Genomic DNA, 18,534 nt, shown 5'->3' on the forward strand with positions numbered 1-18,534 from the left:
GATAGCCGCCGGCGACCAGCACCTCGACCGCGGCGTCGAGATTCTCCCGCTCATAGCCGCGGTTGAACGTATCGGCGAACAGCACGACTTCGCGCCCCTCAGGCGGACCCAGCACCTCGGCGTCCGGCCGGAAGGTGTCGCGGCGAAATTCCGGCAGCGCGCGTTTCGCGCTGATGCCGGCGAGTGCCTCGAACAGCGCACGCAGCAGCGGGCTCTTGTTGCGCCAGTTCGCGAGCGGCGCAAAGCGCGAGGCGAGATCGACATAGCGCGGCAGATAGCCGACCAGCCGGTCGCGCAGCGACAGGCCGTGCGACGCGGCGCGGGCGGCCAGCACCTCGATCTTCATCTTGGCCATGTCGACGCCGGTCGGGCATTCATGGCGGCAGGCCTTGCAGGACACGCAGAGTTTCAGGGTGTCCATCATCTCGTCGGAGGCGAGCGCGTCCGCACCCAACTGGCCCGAGATCGCCAGCCGCAGCGTGTTGGCCCGACCGCGGGTGACGTCCTTCTCGTTGCGCGTCGCGCGATACGAGGGGCACATCACGCCGCCTTCGAGCTTGCGGCAGGTGCCGTTGTTGTTGCACATCTCGACCGCGCCCTGGAAGCCGCCGCCGGCGCCGGGATAGGCCGACCAGTCGAGCGCCGTCTTGAATTCGCCGACGCGATAATCCGGCGAAAAACGAAACAGCGAGCGGTCGTCCATTTTCGGTGGATCGACGATCTTGCCCGGGTTGAGCGTGTTGTCCGGATCGAAGCGCTGCTTGACCTCGCGGAAATCGGCGACGATGCGCGCGCCGAACATGGTCTCGTGGAATTCCGAGCGCACCAGGCCGTCGCCGTGCTCGCCGGAATGCGAGCCCTTGTATTCGCGCACCATCGCGAAGGCTTCCTCGGCAATGGCGCGCATTGCCTTGACGTCCTTATCGAGCTTGAGGTTGAGCACCGGGCGCACATGCAGGCAGCCTTCGGAGGCATGCGCATACATCGTGCCGCGGGTGCCGTGCTTGGCAAACACGGCATTGAGCCGTTCGGTATAGTCGGCGAGATGCGGCAGCGGCACCGCGCAATCCTCGACGAACGAGACCGGCTTGCCCTCCTGCTTCATCGACATCATGACGTTGAGCCCGGCCGCGCGGAAATCTGCGATGCCGGCCTGCAGCGCGGGCTCGACGATCTCGACCACGCCGCCCCATTTGCGCTGCGGTCTGTCCCAGCCGAAGCCGAGATCGCCCATCAGTTCGCCGAGCTGCTTCAGGCGGGCGAGGTTTTCGGCCTGATCCTCCTCGGCGAACTCGACCACCAGGATCGCGTCCGGATCGCCGCGCACGGCGGCGGAAATGATCGGCTGGAACATCGCGATCTCGCGGCCGAGCGCGATCATGGTGCGATCGACCAGCTCGACCGCGATCGGCCGCAGCTTGACCAGATGCTGGGCCGCATCCATCGCCTCGTAGAAGCTGCCGAAATGGCAGACGCCGAGCGCCTTGTTGCGGATCACAGGCCACAGCTTCAGCTCGACCTGCGTCGTGAAGGCGAGGGTGCCTTCCGAGCCGACCAGAAGATGCGCCATGTTGTTCGGCGCATTGCGCGGCACCAGCGCGTCGAGGTTATAGCCGCCGACGCGGCGCTGCACCTTGGGGAATTTGTCCGCGATCTCGGCCGCCTCGCGCTCGCCAAGATCGAGCATGTCGCGAAACAGCCTCTCACCGCTGTCGGGAGCATTGACCCGCGTCAGGTCGCGCGGCACCTCGCCGAAATGCAGCAGCGTGCCATCGGCGAGCGCCGCATCCATCGACAGCGTGTTGTCGCGCATGGTGCCATAGCGCAGCGAGCGGCCGCCGCAGGAATTGTTGCCGGCCATGCCGCCGATCGTGGCGCGCGACGCAGTCGAAACGTCGACCGGAAACCACAGCCCATGCTTCCTGAGCTGACGGTTGAGATCGTCGAGCACGATGCCGGGCTCGACCACGCAAGTCCGGTTCTCGACATCGAGCGAGACGATGCGGTTCAGGTGCTTGGAAAGGTCGACCACGATGCCGTCGTTGACGGTCTGGCCGCATTGCGAGGTGCCGCCGCCGCGCGGGGTGACGATCCGCCCGGCGTCGCGGACGATCGCCAGCGTTCGCAGCGCCTCGTCGACGGTGCGCGGCACCACCACGCCGGCCGGCATGATCTGGTAGAACGAGGCGTCGGTCGCGTAGCGGCCGCGGTTGAAGGCATCGAAAAACACGTCGCCGGTCAGGTCGGACCGCAGGCGCTGTTCGAGCGAGGAGGCGTTCTTCATCCCAGATCCGACGTGATCCGCGGCGCAATAAATATTGCCCGGGGATTATTCATTCGATTGAGCCGAGAATTACATTATGAATTCAAAATGAGCAACTAGCTGCCTTGAGGCGTCGCCTCTGGGGCGGTGTCCGGCGCCTCGGCGAGGTGCTCGAGGGCGGCGCCCCGCTTGTTGCGCAGATGGGCGAACAGGATGTCGCTGAGCTCGCTGCCGGCGCGGCGGCGCAGCGCATCGAGGATGGCCTCGTGCTCGCGCATCGCCTCGGCCCAGCGCTGCCGCTTGCGGGCGAAGTTCGCGGAATAGCGCACGCGGCGGATCCGGCCCGCGAAGTTGGCGTAGGTCGTCTTCAGCGTCTCGTTGCGCGCAGCCGCGACGATGCTCTCGTGGATCTGCTGGTTGGTCTGGAAATAGCCGTGCATGTCGCGGTGCAGGTAGTGGCCGTACATCTCGTAATGCAGCCGCTCGATCGCCGCGATTTCCTCGTCGGTAATGCTCTCGCATGCCAGCCGACCGGCTAGGCTCTCCAGCCCTGCCATGACGTCGAACAGTTCCTCGAGGTCGCGCTGGCTGAGCTGGCGCACCCGCGCGCCGCGGTTGGGCAACAGCTCGATCAGGCCCTCGGCGGCCAGCACCTTGAGCGCCTCGCGCAGCGGCGTCCGGGAGATCCCCAGCATCTCGCACAGCTGACGTTCCGGAACGCGTGCACCTTCGGGAATGTTGCCTTCCACCACATAGTCGCGGAGCCGCAGCAGGATCTCGCCGTGAAGCGAGATCTCCTGGCGGTCGCTGCCGTTGCCGGCGGCGGGTTGGGTGATCGGAACCCCGGTCTCGGGAATCGCAGATTTCATATTCTGAACAATAATTTGCCGACGCGGTCGCGTCGATCTCCACGATCGAATACCAAAATTTGATTGATAATACAAAAAATGAATGCAAAATGGTTAGCCAAGGAGCCGAAATCCGGCAATTGGGAGGTTCTCATGCATCAAGGACGCCATTTTCTGCAGATTCCGGGGCCGAGCCCCGTTCCGGATCGCATTCTTCGCGCGATGGACATGCCGGTCATCGACCACCGGAGCGCGGAGTTTGCCGAGCTTGGCCGCTTTGTGCTCGAAGGAAGCGGCAAGATCTTCCAGACCGCAGGCCCGGTGGTGATCTTCCCGTCGTCGGGCACCGGCGCCTGGGAAGCCGCGATCGTCAACACCCTGTCGCCCGGCGACAAGGTCCTGATGGTCGAGACCGGGCACTTCGCCACGCTGTGGCGGCAACTCGCCGGCCGTTTCGGCATCGAGGTCGACTTCATTGCCGGCGATTGGCGGCGCGGCGCCGATCCGGCGTTGATCGAAGCAAGGCTCGCCGCCGACACCGCGCACAGCATCAAGGCGGTGATGGTCGTCCACAACGAGACCTCGACCGGCGCGACCAGCCGGATCGCCGATATCCGTGCCGCCATCGACCGCACCGCGCATCCGGCGCTGTTGATGGTCGACACCATCTCTTCGCTCGGCTCGGTCGACTACCGGCACGACGAGTGGAAGGTCGATGTCAGCGTCAGCTGCTCGCAGAAGGGTTTTATGCTGCCGCCCGGCCTCGGCTTCAACGCCATTTCGGAGAAGGCCCGCGCCGCGTCGCGTACCAACAAGATGCCGCGCTCCTATTTCGATTGGGAGGAGATGCTGAAGCCGAACGCCAAGGGCTTCTTCCCCTATACGCCCGCGACGAACCTGCTCTACGGGCTGCGCGAGGCGATCGCGATGCTGCTGGAAGAGGGGCTCGACAACGTGTTCGCCCGCCATCGGCGGCTCGCCGCCGCGACGCGCGCGGCCGTCAACCAATGGGGGCTTGAGAATCTCTGCCAGGAGCCGTCGGAGTTTTCGCCGGTGCTGACCGCGGTGATGATGCCGCCCGGCCATGATGCCGATGCGTTCCGCAAGGCTGTGCTCGACAATTTCAACATGTCGCTCGGTGCCGGCCTGTCGAAGGTCGCCGGCAAGGTGTTCCGCATCGGTCATCTCGGCGAGTGCAACGAGCTGACGCTGCTCGGCGCGCTCACCGGCGTCGAGATGGGGCTGTCGGTTGCCGGCGTGCCGCACCGCTCGGGCGGCGTCGAGGCGGCGATGCGGCTGCTCGAGCAGCGCGATCAACGCAACGCCTCGTCGCATCTGAAGGTGGTCAGCACGTAGCGACACCAACAACTAAAAAATCGCGGATCAGGGAGGGGAAGGATATGAGGCTTCGGTTCAAGGCCACCCATGTCGTGTTGGCCATGCTCTGCGTGATGTATTTCATCACCTATGTCGACCGCGTCAACATCGGCACCGCGGCCAGCGAGATCCAGAAGGAGCTCGGTCTGTCGAACACCGAGCTTGGCCTGGTGTTCTCGGCCTTCGCCTATCCGTATCTGCTGTTCCAGGTGATCGGCGGCTGGGTCGGCGATCGTTTCGGGCCGCGCAAGACCTTGTTCTGGTGCGGCATGATCTGGGCTGCGGCGACCATCATGACCGGCTTTGTCCATGGTCTCGCCGCGCTGTTCGTCGCGCGCTTCGCGCTCGGCTTCGGCGAAGGCGCGACGTTCCCGACTGCGACCCGCGCGATGCAGTACTGGACGCCCGCGAACCGCCGCGGTTTCGCGCAAGGCCTCACACACGCCTTCGCACGGCTCGGCAACGCGGTGACCCCGCCGGTGGTCGCGCTCCTGATCCTTTGGCTGACATGGCGCGGCGCCTTCGTCGCGCTCGGCATCGTCAGCCTGATCTGGGGTGTTGTGTGGGTCTGGTACTTCCGCAACCAGCCGGCCGACCATGGTTCGATCACCGCGGCCGAGCTTGCGACGCTGCCGCCGCGGCCGAAAGGCGAGCGGCCGAAGGTGCCGTGGGGCCCGCTGTTGCAGCGGATGTGGCCGGTGACCTTGACGTACTTTTGCTACGGCTGGTGCCTGTGGCTCTACCTCAACTGGCTGCCGCTGTTCTTCAAGAACAACTACAGCCTCGACTTGAAGAACTCGGCGCTGTTCGCATCCGGCGTGTTCTTTGCCGGCGTCGTCGGCGACAGCATCGGCGGCGTCATCTCCGACCGCATCCTCGAACGCACCGGCAATGTGCGGCTAGCGCGACTCAGCGTGACTGTCGTGGGTTTCGCGGGCGCGCTGCTCTCGCTGATGCCGATCCTGTTCGTTCACGACATCACGGTGGTCGCGCTCTGCCTGTCGGCCGGCTTCTTCTGCGCCGAGCTCGTGATCGGCCCGATGTGGTCGATCCCGATGGACATCGCGCCGAAATATTCCGGCACCGCGGCGGGGCTCATGAACAGCGGCTCGGCGTTCGCGGCAATCGTGTCGCCGCTGGTTGCCGGCTTCGTAATCGACGCCACCGGGAACTGGTACCTGCCGTTCCTGATGTCGATGGGGCTGCTGCTGCTCGGTGGTTTCTCGGCGTTCCTGATGCACCCCGAGCGCCCGTTCGAGGAGGCAAACGAATCGGTGGTACCGGGCAAGGTGGTGGCCGCCGAATGAGCGGCTGCCGGCCTCCGCGGAGCGCCGTCAGATATGCATGACGGCCCCCCGCCGGGCCTAGGACAAACCCGGCGAATAGTGATATGCGAGCGGCTTACCAAGACCAAGGCAAGACCGGGAAAGACGCTCATGACCGTGCATACTGGAAGGCATTTTCTGCAGATTCCGGGACCGACCAACGTGCCGGACCGGGTGCTGCGGGCGATGGACATGCCGACCATGGACCATCGCGGCGCCGAATTCGCCGAGATCGGCTTTGCCGTGCTTTCCGCGATGCAGCGTGTGTTCCGCACCAAGCAGCCCGTGATCATATACCCCTCGTCGGGGACCGGCGCCTGGGAAGCCGCGATCGTCAACACGCTGCAGCCGGGCGACAAGGTCCTGATGTGCGAGACCGGCCAGTTCGCGATGCTGTGGCACGGCATCGCCGACAAGTTCAAGCTCGACGTCGATTTCATTCCGGGCGACTGGCGCCACGGCGCCGATCTCGAGCAGATCGAGGCGAGGCTTGCCGCCGACAAGGCGCACAAGATCAAGGCGGTCTGCGTGGTCCACAACGAGACCTCGACCGCCTGCGTCACCTATCCGCGCGACGTCCGCAAGATTCTCGACACCTTGAAGCATCCGGCGCTCTTGATGGTCGACACCATCTCCGGCCTCGGCTCGCTGGAATATGAGCACGACGCCTGGGGCATCGACGTCTCGATCGCCGGCTCCCAGAAGGGGCTGATGCTGCCGCCCGGTCTCGGCTTCAACGCTGTGTCGGAGAAGGCGCTGGCGGTGGCCAAGGCCAATCCGGGGATGCGCTCCTATTGGGACTGGCAGGAGGTCATCAACATCAACAAGGCCGGCACCTGGCCGTATACGCCCGCCACCAACCTGCTGTTCGGCCTGCGCGAGGCCGTGAAGATGCTGGAGGAGGAGGGGCTGGACAATGTCTTCGCCCGCCACAAGCGCCACAGCGAAGCGACGCGCGCTGCCATCAAGGTCTGGGGGCTGGAGACGCAGTGCCAGGAGCAGGGCGCGCATTCGCCGGCGCTGACCGCGGTACGCGTGCCCGACGGCCACGATGCCGACCACTTCCGCAAGGTCGTGCTGGAGAATTTCGACATGTCGCTCGGCACCGGCCTCAACAAGGTCAAGGGCAAGGTGTTCCGGATCGGGCATATCGGCCACTTCAACGATTTGATGCTGATGGGCACGCTGTCCGGCGTCGAGATGGGTCTTGATCTCGCCAAGGTGCCGCATCGCAGTGGCGGTGTGCTGGCGGCCATGGAGGTCCTCAAGGGACGCGACCCGTCGCAGGCGTCGAAAGCCGTTGCTTGAGTAGGCTGGCCTGAAACCCTATCGCAAAGAACAGAAAGAGCGAGACATGAACGCGCCCGTCGCACCGACCGAAGACCTGATCTACTCCGTCGCGGACGGGATCGCGCGCATCACGTTCAACCGGCCGCAGGCCCGCAACGCGCTGACCTTTGCGATGTACGAGCAGATGGCCACCATCTGCGAGAACATCAATCAGGATCGCTCCATCAAGGCGCTGATCCTGACCGGCGCCGGCGACAAGGCGTTCGCCTCGGGCACCGACATCTCGCAGTTCCGGGCGTTCAAGACCGCGCAGGATGCGCTGGATTACGAGGCGCGGATCGATCGCGTGCTGGGAACGCTCGAACAGTGCCGCGTGCCTGTGATCGCGGCGATCGCCGGCGCGTGCACCGGTGGCGGTGCCGGCATTGCCGCATGCTGCGATATCCGCATCGGCACCGAGGCGACTCGGATCGGCTTCCCGATCGCCCGCACGCTCGGCAACTGCCTCTCGATGTCCAACATCTCGCGGCTGGTCTCGCTGGTCGGTCCGGCGCGGACCAAGGATCTGATCTTCAAGGCGCGCCTGGTCGAGGCGCCCGAAGCGCTGGCGCTCGGGCTGCTGAACGAAGTCGTCCCCGATGTGGAAACCTTGCAACGCCGCGCAACCGAGACCGCGCAGCTCGTCGCGAGCCACGCGCCGATCACGCTCGAGGTGACCAAGGAAGCGGTGCGTCGCATCCGCCGCACGCTGTCGCGCGACGAGGGCGAAGACCTGATCCTGCGCGCCTACATGAGCGAGGATTTCCGCGAGGGCATGGACGCCTTCCTCAACAAGCGCGCGCCGAACTTCAAGGGCAAGTAACGGCGGCGAGGACGCAACTGCGTCCCCATCCTCATCTGTCATCGCCCGGCCTGTGCGCAATTGCGCACATGGACCGGGGCGATCCAGTACGCCGCGGCCCATCGGTTCAATAACGACTGCCTTTCAACAACGACTGCCTCTGGAATACTGGATCGCCCGGTCAAGCCGGGCGATGACACCGTTTGTCGATGCGACCAGGGCAACGACACCCACCTCATTCCAAAGTCATAGGTCATGCGGCAGTTCGGCGGCTTGAACTCACTCGCTTTCTCAGCACAATGACACGAGCCCGCCACCTCGACGGTTTTGCGAAGCCGAACAAATAGATAAGGAAGAAGAACGTGGGACAGATTGTGAAAACCACGGCGGCCATCGCGGCGCTGCTGCTGAGCACGCCGGCCTTCGCCGGCTGGGAGCCGAGCAAGCCGGTCGAGATCGTGGTTGCGGCGGGTGCCGGCGGCGCCTCCGACCAGATGGCGCGCATGATGCAGGCGGCGATCCAGAAGAACAATCTGATGAAGCAGCCGATGGTGGTCTCGCTGAAGGGCGGCGCATCGGGGGCGGAAGCGCTGATGTACATGAAGTCCAGCGAGGGCGATCCCAACAAGGTGCTGATCGCCTATTCGCTGATCTACATGCTGCCGCTGTCGGCCAAGATTCCGTTCAACTGGCGCGACCTCACGCCGGTGTCGGTGATCGCGCTCGACCAGTTCGTGTTATGGGACAATGCCTCCGGCCCCAAGACCGTGAAGGACTTCATCGCGGCCGCGAAGGCGGCGAGCGCGCCGTTCAAGATGGGCGGCACCGGCTCCAAGCGCGAAGATCATGTGCTGACCGTCTTCATGGAGCAGAAGACCGGCGCGAAGTTCTCCTATCTGCCCTACAAGTCCGGCGGCGAGGCAGCGACCCAGCTGGTCGGCGGCCACACCGAATCCAACGTCAACAATCCCAGTGAAAACCTCGAAGTCTGGCGTGCCGGACAGGTTCGCGCGCTCTGTGTGTTCGACAAGGAGCGCATCTCCTACAAGACCAAGGTCACCGACACGCAATCCTGGAACGATATCCCGACCTGCAAGGAAGAGGGGCTGGACGTGCAGTATCTGATGCTGCGCGCGATGTTCCTGCCCGGCAAGGTCACGCAGGAGCAGCAGGCATTCTATGTCGACCTGTTCCAGAAGGTGACGCAGACGGCTGAATACAAGGACTACATGGAGAAGCAGGCCTTGAAGCCGATCTTCCTCACCGGCAAGGACATGGTCGAGTTCCTCGAGGATGACGACAAGCAGAATGCCTCGCTGATGAATGCCGCGGGCTTTGTCGCGAAATAGCGGTCGCGGTTTGCTTACCCTCTCGCCGGAATTGGCTTGCAAGCGGCAGCGGCGCAGTGATTATTGCGCCGCAGTATGGCCGAACGTCCGGCGAGCCCGATCGGGCTGGGTCACCCCTCCGTCGCCGTTGCGGGACTGTGAGGAGCGATCATGACCAAAGCCGTGTTGGGGATCATCGGCGGATCCGGCATCTACGACCTGCCGGGCCTGGAAAATGTCCGGGATGAAACCATCGCAAGCCCGTGGGGCGAGCCGTCGGCGCCGCTGCGCCGTGGCGAGATGGCGGGACTGCCGATCGTGTTCCTGCCGCGGCACGGCCCGGGACACGCGCTGTCGCCGTCGGACATCAATTATCGCGCCAATATCGACGTGCTGAAGCGGGCAGGGGTCACCGACCTGGTCGCGCTGTCCGCCTGCGGCTCGTTCAAGGAAGAGCTGCCGCCAGGCACCTTTGTGCTGGTCGACCAGTTCGTCGATCGCACGCACAAGCGCGAGAGCTCGTTCTTCGGCAAGGGCTGCGTCGCGCATGTGTCGATGGCGCATCCGGTGTCGCCGCTGCTGGTCAAGCATCTCGCCGCGGCGGCCGAGGCCGAGCGCATCGCGTTCGCGCGCGGCGGCACTTATCTCTGCATGGAGGGGCCGCAATTCTCCTCGCTCGCCGAAAGCCTGACCTACAAGGCGCAGGGTTATTCGGTGATCGGCATGACCAACATGCCCGAAGCCAAGCTCGCCCGCGAAGCCGAGATCTGCTACGCCAGCGTGGCGATGGTCACCGATTTCGACTGCTGGCATCCGGCGCATGATGCCGTGACGGTGCAGGATATCATCCGCGTGCTGAACTCGAACGCCGAGAAGGCCAAGGCGCTGGTCGCGCGTTTGGCGCGGGATTTCCCGCGCGTGCACGAGCCGTGTCCGATCGGTTCGGATCGCGCGCTGGACACCGCGCTGATCACGGCGCCCACGGCGCGCGATCCGCAGTTGCTTGCCAAGCTCGACGCCGTCGCCGGAAGGATCTTGAGCGCATGAAGGTCGACGGACGCCATTTTCGCAGCATCTGGCTCGAACCCGACGGCTGGTCGGTCGGCGCGATCGATCAGCGACGATTGCCGCATGAGTTCATCGTTGCGAAGATCACGACGGCTGAGGAGGCCGGCGAGGCCATCAGCTCGATGCTGGTGCGCGGTGCGCCGCTGATCGGCGCCACCGCAGCCTATGGCATGGCGCTTGCGATGCGCGCCGATGCTTCCGATGCGGCGCTTGACCGGGCCGGCAAGATGCTGGCCGCGACCCGGCCGACCGCGATCAATCTGAAGTGGGCGATCGACGAGATGCAACGCGCGCTCGCACCGCTCACTGCGTCCGCCCGGGCGGAAGCGGCCTATGCGCGCGCCCGCGAGATCGCGGACGAAGACGTCGAGATCAACCGCGAGATCGGCCGCCACGGCCTCGGCCTGATCGAAAAAATCGCCGCGACCAAGAAGCCGGGCGAGCCGGTCAACGTCCTGACGCATTGCAATGCCGGCTGGCTTGCAACCGTCGATTGGGGAACGGCGACGTCGCCGATCTACCAGGCGCATGACCGCGGTATTGCGGTCCATGTCTGGGTCGACGAGACGCGGCCGCGCAACCAGGGCGCCTCGCTCACCGCATGGGAACTCGGTCACCACGGCGTGCCGCATACCGTGATCCCCGACAACACCGGCGGCCATCTGATGCAGCATCGCATGGTTGACCTTGCGATCGTCGGGACCGACCGCGTCGCCGCCAATGGCGATGTCTGCAACAAGATCGGGACTTATCTGAAAGCGCTCGCGGCGCACGACAACGAGGTGCCGTTCTATGTCGCGCTGCCGTCGCCGACCATCGACTTTAGTATCGACGACGGCGTCAGGCAGATTCCGATCGAGCAGCGTGCGGCCAGTGAGGTAACGCACCTTACCGGGCGCACGGCGGACGGACGGATCGAGACCGTGCGCGTGGTTCCGGACGGCTCTTCGGTGGCCAATTTCGGCTTCGACGTCACGCCGGCGCGGCTGGTGACGGGATTGATCACCGAGCGCGGCGTCCTCGGCGCTACTCGTGCTGCGCTTGCGAGCGCATTTCCCGAACGTTCCACTGCTTAGCTGAAGGCTGCATTGACGGTGATTGGTTCAGCACGCTATCCCAATCGTTGCCCTCGCAACCCAGACCGTCCAGTCCATGTCCAACACCGAACTTGAGATCGTCGTCGACGATCCGACCGCGCCTGAAGAGAACTCGCCCGCCGTCGTCTCTACCGGCGCGGTCGACGTCATCGTCTCGCTGCTGCTGCTCGCGCTCGCCTTGGTGCTCGGCTGGGATAATTGGCGCACCGGCGCATCGTGGGATTCGACCGGGCCGCAGCCGGGCTATTTTCCGTTCTATCTCTCGGTGATTCTCGGCGCCGCCAGCCTCTATGGTCTCGGCGCGGCCTTCGTCTCGCGCCGGGAGGCTGCCGAGACCTTCGTCACCCGCGCCCAGCTTCGCCGGGTGATGGCGGTGTTCGTGCCGACCTTCCTGTTCTGCGTCGCCACCCAATATCTCGGCCTCTATGTCGCGAGCTTCCTCCTGATCGCGGGCTTCATGCGCCTGGTCGGCAAGATCGCGCTGTGGAAGTCGCTGCTCACCGCCTTCGTCTTCACCGCCGCGATGTTCGTGACCTTCGACATCGCATTCGACGTCATCATGCCGAAGGGGCCGCTCGAAGCGGCCTTCGGCTACTGAGCTATCGACAGGAACTCGAGACATGGAAGCGTTCGGTCTCCTGCTGCACGGCTTTGCCGTCCTCCTGACGTGGAAGACGCTGCTGTTGATGATGGTCGGCCTCGTGCTCGGCATCTTCGTCGGCGTGCTGCCCGGGCTTGGCGGCCCCAACGGTGTTGCGATCCTGCTGCCTTTGACCTTCACGATGGATCCGACATCCGCCATCGTGATGCTGTCGTGCATCTATTGGGGCGCGCTGTTCGGCGGCGCCATCACCTCGATCCTGTTCAACATCCCGGGTGAGGCCTGGTCGGTTGCGACCACGTTCGACGGCTATCCGATGGCGCAGCAGGGCAGGGCGGCCGAAGCGCTGACCGCGGCGTTCACCTCCTCGTTCATCGGCTCGCTGGTCGCGGTGCTGCTGATCACCTTCCTGGCGCCGATGATTTCGTCGTTCGCGCTGAAATTCGGTCCGCCGGAGTTCTTCGCCGTCTATCTCCTGACCTTCTGCTCCTTCGTCGGCCTCGGCCGCGAGGCCAAGCACAAGACGGTGATCTCGATGTCGCTCGGGCTGCTGCTCGCCGGCGTCGGCATGGATACGGTGTCCGGGCAGCTGCGCATGACGTTCGGCTCCGCCGAGCTGCTGCGCGGCATCAACTTCCTCGTCGCTGTCATCGGCCTGTTCGGCATCAGCGAGATCCTGCTCACGATGGAGGAGCGCCTGGCGCTGCGCGGACACGCCGCCAGTATCAGCCTGCGCGTCGTGCTCTCGGTGTGGAAGGACCTGCCGAAATACTGGGTGACGCTGCTGCGTTCGTCCGTGATCGGCTGCTGGCTCGGGATCACGCCGGGCGGCGCGATCGCGGCCTCGTTCATGGGCTACAACCTCGCCAAGCGCTTCGCCAAGGATCAGGAAAGCTTCGGCAAGGGTCGCATCGAGGGCGTGTTCGCGCCGGAGACCGCGGCGCATGCCTCAGGCACCGCGGCCTTGTTGCCGATGCTCGCGCTCGGCATTCCCGGCTCGGGGACTGCGGCGATCCTGCTTGGCGGCCTGATGGTATGGGGCCTCAATCCGGGCCCGCTGCTGTTCGTCGAGCACAAGGATTTCGTCTGGGGCCTGATCGCCTCGATGTATCTCGGCAACGTCGTCGGCCTGGTGCTGGTGCTGACCACTGTGCCGATCTTCGCCTCGATCCTGCGCGTGCCGTTCGCGGCCGTCGCGCCCATGATCGTGGTGTCCTGCGCGATCGGCGCCTATGCGATCCAGAATGCGATGTTCGATATCTGGCTGATGCTGGGCTTCGGTGTGGTCGGCTACGTCTTCAAGAAGATCGGGATTCCGCTTGCGCCGTTCACGCTCGCCTTGGTGCTGGGCAGCCGCGCCGAGGACGCGTTCCGGCTCTCGATGATCGGTTCCGGCGGCGACATGAAGGTGTTCTGGTCGAATGGCCTGGTCGGCACCATCACGACGCTTGCGATCGTGCTGCTGTTCTGGCCGGTGATCGATCGGGCCTTTGCCGGCGTCGCGCGTCTGGTGCGGCCGGCGAAGGCGTGAGGCCTTATAGCGTTTTCAAGCGAAGTGGATACCGGTTCGCGTGAAGAAAACGCGTCAAGACTAGAATATCTAGACCACCTTGCGCTGGCGCAGCTCGGCGATCTCGTCCTGGCCGAAGCCGAATTCGGCCAGGACTTCCTCGGTCTGCTCGCCGAATTCCGGCGGGCGCGCCGCCATCTTGCTCGGCGTCCGCGACAGCGTCACGGGCTGGCTGACCAGCTGGATCTGCCGGTTCTCGTCATTCGGCACGTGCTGCGCCATGCCGAGATGCTTGACCTGGGCATCCTCGAACATCTGGTCGATCGAATAGATCGGCCCGCACGGCACGCCGGCGGCGTTCAGCTCGGCCACCCAGGTCTCGGTGGATTTCTTTTCCGTCAGCGCGTTGATTCGTGCGTTCAGCGCGTCGCGGTTCTTCGAGCGCGCCGGTGCGGTCGCATAGTCGGGGTCGGTGACCAGGTCGGGCGCGCCGATCGCCTGCGCGCAGCGCTCCCAGATCCGCCCGCCTGTCGTGGCGATGTTGATATAGCCGTCGGTGGTCTTGAACACGCCGGTCGGAATCGAGGTCGGATGATTGTTGCCGGCCTGCTTAGCGACTTCCTTTTCCATCAGCCAGCGCGCCGCCTGGAAATCCAGCATGAAGATCTGCGCCTGCAGCAGCGAGGTCTGCACCCACTGGCCCTCGCCGGAGACGTCGCGTTCCAGCAGCGCGGTGAGGATGCCGATCGCGCAGAACAGGCCCGCGGTCAGGTCGGCTACGGGAATGCCGACCCGCATCGGTCCCTCGCCGGGCGCGCCGGTCACCGACATCAGGCCGCCCATGCCCTGCGCGATCTGATCGAAGCCCGGCCGCTTGTGATAGGGCCCGTCCTGGCCGAAGCCGGAGATGCTGCCATAGACGATCCGCGGATTGATCTTGCGCACGCTCTCGTAGTCGATGCCGAGCTTGGCCTTCACATCAGGCCGAAAGTTCTCGACGATAACGTCGGCCTGCTCGGCCAGCCGCTTGAACACTTCGAGCCCCTTGGGGTCTTTCAGGTTCAGCGTCATGGCCCGCTTGTTGCGATGCAGGTTTTGGAAATCCGACCCGCCGCGCGGGCCGCCCGGCTGCTCGCCGCCGCCGTCCTCCAGCAGCGCATCGATCTTGATGACGTTGGCACCCCAGTCGGCGAGCTGGCGCACGCAGGTCGGCCCCGACCGGACCCGGGTCAAATCCAGCACGGTGAAACGGGACAGGGCTTGGGATGCGCGGGGAAAGGGCATTGAGACACCTCTTGTTTGGCGGGCCGCTCTGGGGCTACTGCCTATCTGCCATAGACAATTTGGCTGACCTTTCCAACTGTTACCCGGGCAACAAACGGGGCTGGAAACAAACAGGCATGGTTCCGTGGAGATCGGCTCGTCGCTTTGGCCGTCGTTCAGGTTTCCCCACACCTGCTTACAGGCCCCGCCACCCGCCAACCCTCGACAATCACTTCGCCGGCTGCTAGCCCGTCGCCATGCCGAATGGGTTTTGCCCTTATGGAAGAGGCACTTGAGGCGTATCGAGGCGATGGACCGAAAGCGGGCATGGCGGTGAAGAAGGGTCCATCCCATCTGCTCGGTAACTCGGCATGGAACGCGACGGCGTTCGCGGTCGCGGTTTTGCTCAATCTCGCGATTCTTCCATTCGTGATTTTCCGGCTCGGCCTTGCTGCCTTCGGTGTTGCGGGCCTGGTGACAGCCTGCGTTGCGCCTGCCCTGATGTTCAGCAACGCGCTTGGCCTCTCGACGGCGCGCGAGCTCGCGCAACGGTTGGAACCGTCCGATCGCGGCGAGGCACGGCGTTTCTTCGCGACAGCGCTTGCGCTCGCCATCGCCGTGGGGTGCCTGATCGCAGCATTGCTCATCCTTGCCGGACCGCCGCTGGCGCGATTGGGATTTCACCTGGGTGGTCCAGCGTCTGACGACCTCGGGCTTGCCTTTGCATTGGCCGGTACCGGCTGGCTGTTCCAGTGCCTGTTCGCGGTCTTCCTCTCGCTGTTCACGGCGCGCCAGGATTACCGGCGGATCGCGTCGATCAGCATCGCCGGCACGGTGGTGACGACGATGTCGATGCTGCTGCTGATCCCACACGCGCCGCGCGCCTCGACCTTCATCGGCTGTCAGGCCCTGGGCTTCGCGACGAATCTCCTGATGGCCTTCGCCTGGTCGCGGCATGCCATCCACGACTGGCTGGCACGGCCCGCACTCGATCGCAGCGCGTTGCGCGCACTCGTGAAGCTTGGCGGCTGGCAAGTCGCGGCGCAAAGCGGCGCGCTGTTCGCGGGGCAGGCGGACCGCTATTTGCTCGGCGCGCTGCTGCAGCCGCAATTCGTCGGCTTCTACAGCGTCGCGCAGCGGCTGGAGGAGGCGGTCTATATCGGTGTGCTGAAGATCGGCGAGATCTTGTTCCCGTTCTTCAGCACGCTGCAGAAGGAAGATGACGACCGCAAGGTCGACCTGTTGCTGCGCTCGTCCTGGATTCTCAACGTGCTTGCCGCGAGTGCGCTTGGCGGCCTGATCCCGGTCGCAGGCGCGCTGCTGTATCGATGGACCGGCGCCGAGGTCGCCGCCGAGGCGCAGCTCGTGCTGGTGGTGCTTGCGATCAGCGGGATATTGGGGTCGAGCGCCAACGTGTTCGCGTTCTATCTGTTGTCGCAGGGACGCTCCAGTTTCAACGCGTTGATCTCGCTCGTCACCGGCATCTTCACGCTGGCGACCAGCGCCATTGCGTTGCCGTATTTCGGCTGGCAGGCGGCCGGCTGGAGTTCCTGCGTCGGGATGGTTGCCCAGATGGTCGTCACGGTGCTGCTGCTGCGGCGAACCTTCAGGCTCTCGGCGATGTGGTCACGGATGCTGCATTTCGTCCTGATCCCGCTCGGCACGGGCATCGCCGTTGCGCTGGCGCTCCGCGCACAGCTTGGCCATGTGTCGTTCGACCACGCGCCGTCATGGTGGTATGTGGTGTCGCTCTACGGCGTGTCGGCGGCGGCGATATTTGTCGCAGCCGTCGCCGTGTCGCAACTTGGTCCCTATCGCTCCGTCTGCTGGCGCGATCTCCGCATCATCATCGCCCGCTTCTTGCCCTTCAAGGCCGCCTAGACATGTGTGGTATCGCAGGCATCGTCAATCTGCGCGGCGGTCCCGTGGACCCAGCCGACATCTCGCGGCTCACCAGCCTGATCGCGCATCGCGGGCCGTTCGGCGAGGGCACCTGGTTCAATGCGAAGCGAAACGTCGCCTTCGGCCATCGCCGGCTCGCCATCATCGATCCCGGCGAGGGCGGCTATCAGCCGATGGCATCAGGCGATGGCCGCCATGTGATCGTCTACAACGGCGAGATCTACAACTTCCTCGAACTGCGCCGCGAGCTCGAGGCGAAGGGCGCGGTCTTTCGCAGTCAGTCCGACACCGAGGTGATCCTTGCCGCCTGGCAGGCGTGGGGCGAGGACATGCTGCTGCGCTTCAACGGCATGTGGGCGCTGGCGATCTACGACACCGTCACGGATGATCTGTTCCTCGCGCGCGATCGGTTCGGCATCAAGCCGCTGCTGTACGCGTTGTCGCCCGAGCGGTTCGTGTTCGCGTCCGAGCAGCGGGCGCTGGCGCGGAGCGGGCTGGTCGAGACGTCGCTCGATGTCGACGTGGCGCGGCGGCTGTTGCTGGACCCGTTCGGCATCGAAGGCAGCGAGCGGACCCTGTTTGCGCAACTGCGTCGCCTGCAGGGCGGGCACTGCATGTGGTTGCGCCAGGGGCGGGTGCAAGTGCGCCGCTGGTGGCGGACCGTGGATCATCTGCCTGATATCCCGGACACCGAGGCCGAACGCATCGAGCGCTTTCGCGACCTGTTTCAGGATTCCGTCGCGCTCCGCATGCGCAGCGACGTTCCGATCGGGACCTGCCTGTCCGGCGGCTTCGATTCGTCTGCGGTGATCTGCGCGATGGCGACCCATGAGAAGGCCGGCATGGGACCGCGCGACTCGACTGCCTGGCGGCACGCCTTTGTCGCCACCTTTCCCGGCGCCAGCAACGACGAGCGGCCGATGGCGGAGGAAGCGGCCGCGTGGGCCGATGTGGCGCCGAGGTTTCTCGAGATCGGGCGCTCCGATGCGCTCACTGACCTTGATCGGATCCTTGACGACAACGACGATGTCTATATCGGGCTGCCGAGCGCGCCCTGGCTGATCTATCGCGAACTCCGGCGCCAGAACGTCACCGTGTCGCTTGACGGCCACGGAGCGGACGAATTGATGGGTGCCTATTTGCAGGAGGGGCAGTCGACCGCATTCCGGATCCGCAACGCCGCCGCCGCGCTCACGTCACGATCGCAACTGGCGCAGCGCGGCATAGATTTCCTGCGGGCGCAGATGATCAGGCGGCAGGGGCACTATTTCCTGCGGGGAGGCCTGACCGCGATGCCTGCGGCGCTGCCGCTGGTCGCCGAGGATGACGAGTTGCCGAACACGTGGGGCGCGCTGAACCGGCGTCTCTATCGCATGTTCCACTCGACCACGCTGCCCACCATTCTGCGCAATTTCGACCGGCTCTCGATGGCGCACGGGATCGAGGTGCGCATGCCGTTCATGGACTGGCGGCTGGTGACCTACACGATGGCGCTGCCCGAAACCAGCAAATCGGCCGATGGCATGACCAAGGTGGTCGCGCGTCAGGCGATGGCGAACCTGATGCCCGAAAGCATCCGCACCGCGCGCCGCAAGGTCGGCTTCAACTCGCCGATGCCGGAATGGCTGAACGGGCCATTGGCGGGCTGGACCAATGAGTTGCTCAATCGCAATGTTCCGGCGTTTGCCGAGTTCGTCGACGAAGCGCCGCTTCGAAAGACGGTCGGCCACTTGACGGCATCGCAGAGCTGGGATTGGGAATCCGTCGGCCGGATCTGGCCATACCTGAACATGAAATGGATGTTGGCAAGGTCCGTATAAC

Annotated in this window: 14 protein-coding genes; 11 read left to right on the plus strand and 3 right to left on the minus strand. The window is 64.9% G+C overall.

Annotation, left to right across the window (positions count from 1 at the left end; all coding sequences use genetic code 11):
* The coding region (locus BraRD5C2_RS13715) for an FAD-binding and (Fe-S)-binding domain-containing protein (protein ID WP_223969128.1) at positions 1 to 2,284 on the minus strand (2,284 nt) is incomplete at its 3' end.
* Positions 2,285 to 2,379: 95 nt separating this feature from the next.
* Positions 2,380 to 3,132, minus strand: a complete 753-nt coding sequence (locus BraRD5C2_RS13720; RefSeq protein WP_223969130.1) for a GntR family transcriptional regulator — start codon at positions 3,130 to 3,132, stop codon at positions 2,380 to 2,382.
* Positions 3,133 to 3,264: 132 nt separating this feature from the next.
* On the opposite strand from BraRD5C2_RS13720, the gene BraRD5C2_RS13725 reads away from it, so the two are divergent.
* The 9 genes from BraRD5C2_RS13725 to BraRD5C2_RS13765 all read left to right on the plus strand — a co-directional run bounded on the left by BraRD5C2_RS13725 (position 3,265) and on the right by BraRD5C2_RS13765 (position 13,569).
* Positions 3,265 to 4,467, plus strand: a complete 1,203-nt coding sequence (locus BraRD5C2_RS13725) for a pyridoxal-phosphate-dependent aminotransferase family protein (protein WP_223969132.1) — start codon at positions 3,265 to 3,267, stop codon at positions 4,465 to 4,467.
* Between the two features lie 44 nt (positions 4,468 to 4,511).
* Positions 4,512 to 5,795 carry an MFS transporter gene (locus tag BraRD5C2_RS13730; RefSeq protein WP_223969133.1) on the plus strand — a complete coding sequence of 428 codons (1,284 nt, stop codon included), beginning with the start codon at positions 4,512 to 4,514 and terminating at the stop codon, positions 5,793 to 5,795.
* 129 nt (positions 5,796 to 5,924) lie between these two features.
* Entirely contained in the window at positions 5,925 to 7,121 is a 1,197-nt protein-coding gene (locus BraRD5C2_RS13735) for a pyridoxal-phosphate-dependent aminotransferase family protein (protein ID WP_223969135.1), read from the plus strand.
* 46 nt (positions 7,122 to 7,167) lie between these two features.
* Positions 7,168 to 7,965 carry an enoyl-CoA hydratase/isomerase family protein gene (locus BraRD5C2_RS13740; protein WP_223969136.1) on the plus strand — a complete coding sequence of 266 codons (798 nt, stop codon included), beginning with the start codon at positions 7,168 to 7,170 and terminating at the stop codon, positions 7,963 to 7,965.
* Between the two features lie 350 nt (positions 7,966 to 8,315).
* On the plus strand, positions 8,316 to 9,293 hold the full coding sequence (locus BraRD5C2_RS13745; RefSeq protein WP_374707994.1) for a Bug family tripartite tricarboxylate transporter substrate binding protein: 978 nt from the start codon (positions 8,316 to 8,318) through the stop codon (positions 9,291 to 9,293).
* A 150-nt stretch (positions 9,294 to 9,443) separates the two neighbouring features.
* Positions 9,444 to 10,319 (plus strand): S-methyl-5'-thioadenosine phosphorylase, encoded by an 876-nt coding sequence (locus BraRD5C2_RS13750; RefSeq protein WP_223969139.1) that lies wholly within the window; start codon positions 9,444 to 9,446, stop codon positions 10,317 to 10,319.
* Positions 10,316 to 11,416: an S-methyl-5-thioribose-1-phosphate isomerase gene (mtnA, locus tag BraRD5C2_RS13755; protein ID WP_223969141.1), complete on the plus strand. Its 1,101-nt coding sequence runs from the start codon at positions 10,316 to 10,318 to the stop codon at positions 11,414 to 11,416. The genes BraRD5C2_RS13750 and mtnA overlap by 4 nt, the downstream gene beginning before the upstream one ends.
* A 76-nt stretch (positions 11,417 to 11,492) precedes the next feature.
* Positions 11,493 to 12,035 (plus strand): tripartite tricarboxylate transporter TctB family protein, encoded by a 543-nt coding sequence (locus tag BraRD5C2_RS13760; protein WP_223969142.1) that lies wholly within the window; start codon positions 11,493 to 11,495, stop codon positions 12,033 to 12,035.
* Positions 12,036 to 12,057: 22 nt separating this feature from the next.
* Positions 12,058 to 13,569, plus strand: a complete 1,512-nt coding sequence (locus BraRD5C2_RS13765) for a tripartite tricarboxylate transporter permease (protein WP_092115556.1) — start codon at positions 12,058 to 12,060, stop codon at positions 13,567 to 13,569.
* A gap of 69 nt (positions 13,570 to 13,638) precedes the next feature.
* On the opposite strand, the gene BraRD5C2_RS13770 is transcribed toward BraRD5C2_RS13765, so the two are convergent.
* Complete coding sequence (locus BraRD5C2_RS13770) at positions 13,639 to 14,832, minus strand: CaiB/BaiF CoA transferase family protein (RefSeq protein ID WP_223969144.1); 1,194 nt, start codon at positions 14,830 to 14,832, stop codon at positions 13,639 to 13,641.
* Between the two features lie 306 nt (positions 14,833 to 15,138).
* On the opposite strand from BraRD5C2_RS13770, the gene BraRD5C2_RS13775 reads away from it, so the two are divergent.
* Complete coding sequence (locus BraRD5C2_RS13775; RefSeq protein ID WP_223969145.1) at positions 15,139 to 16,692, plus strand: lipopolysaccharide biosynthesis protein; 1,554 nt, start codon at positions 15,139 to 15,141, stop codon at positions 16,690 to 16,692.
* Between the two features lie 2 nt (positions 16,693 to 16,694).
* Positions 16,695 to 18,533, plus strand: a complete 1,839-nt coding sequence (gene asnB, locus BraRD5C2_RS13780) for an asparagine synthase (glutamine-hydrolyzing) (protein ID WP_223969147.1) — start codon at positions 16,695 to 16,697, stop codon at positions 18,531 to 18,533.
* Position 18,534 lies beyond the last annotated feature (1 nt).

Source organism: Bradyrhizobium sp. RD5-C2, from assembly GCF_019972155.1.
Lineage (GTDB): Bacteria > Pseudomonadota > Alphaproteobacteria > Rhizobiales > Xanthobacteraceae > Bradyrhizobium.

Coding starts and splice junctions, on each gene's coding strand:
- BraRD5C2_RS13720 (WP_223969130.1), bottom strand. CDS start 3,132: ATGAAATCTGCGATTCCCGAGACCGGGGTTCCGATCACCCAACCCGCC.
- BraRD5C2_RS13725 (WP_223969132.1), top strand. CDS start 3,265: ATGCATCAAGGACGCCATTTTCTGCAGATTCCGGGGCCGAGCCCCGTT.
- BraRD5C2_RS13730 (WP_223969133.1), top strand. CDS start 4,512: ATGAGGCTTCGGTTCAAGGCCACCCATGTCGTGTTGGCCATGCTCTGC.
- BraRD5C2_RS13735 (WP_223969135.1), top strand. CDS start 5,925: ATGACCGTGCATACTGGAAGGCATTTTCTGCAGATTCCGGGACCGACC.
- BraRD5C2_RS13740 (WP_223969136.1), top strand. CDS start 7,168: ATGAACGCGCCCGTCGCACCGACCGAAGACCTGATCTACTCCGTCGCG.
- BraRD5C2_RS13750 (WP_223969139.1), top strand. CDS start 9,444: ATGACCAAAGCCGTGTTGGGGATCATCGGCGGATCCGGCATCTACGAC.
- mtnA (WP_223969141.1), top strand. CDS start 10,316: ATGAAGGTCGACGGACGCCATTTTCGCAGCATCTGGCTCGAACCCGAC.
- BraRD5C2_RS13760 (WP_223969142.1), top strand. CDS start 11,493: ATGTCCAACACCGAACTTGAGATCGTCGTCGACGATCCGACCGCGCCT.
- BraRD5C2_RS13765 (WP_092115556.1), top strand. CDS start 12,058: ATGGAAGCGTTCGGTCTCCTGCTGCACGGCTTTGCCGTCCTCCTGACG.
- BraRD5C2_RS13770 (WP_223969144.1), bottom strand. CDS start 14,832: ATGCCCTTTCCCCGCGCATCCCAAGCCCTGTCCCGTTTCACCGTGCTG.
- BraRD5C2_RS13775 (WP_223969145.1), top strand. CDS start 15,139: ATGGCGGTGAAGAAGGGTCCATCCCATCTGCTCGGTAACTCGGCATGG.
- asnB (WP_223969147.1), top strand. CDS start 16,695: ATGTGTGGTATCGCAGGCATCGTCAATCTGCGCGGCGGTCCCGTGGAC.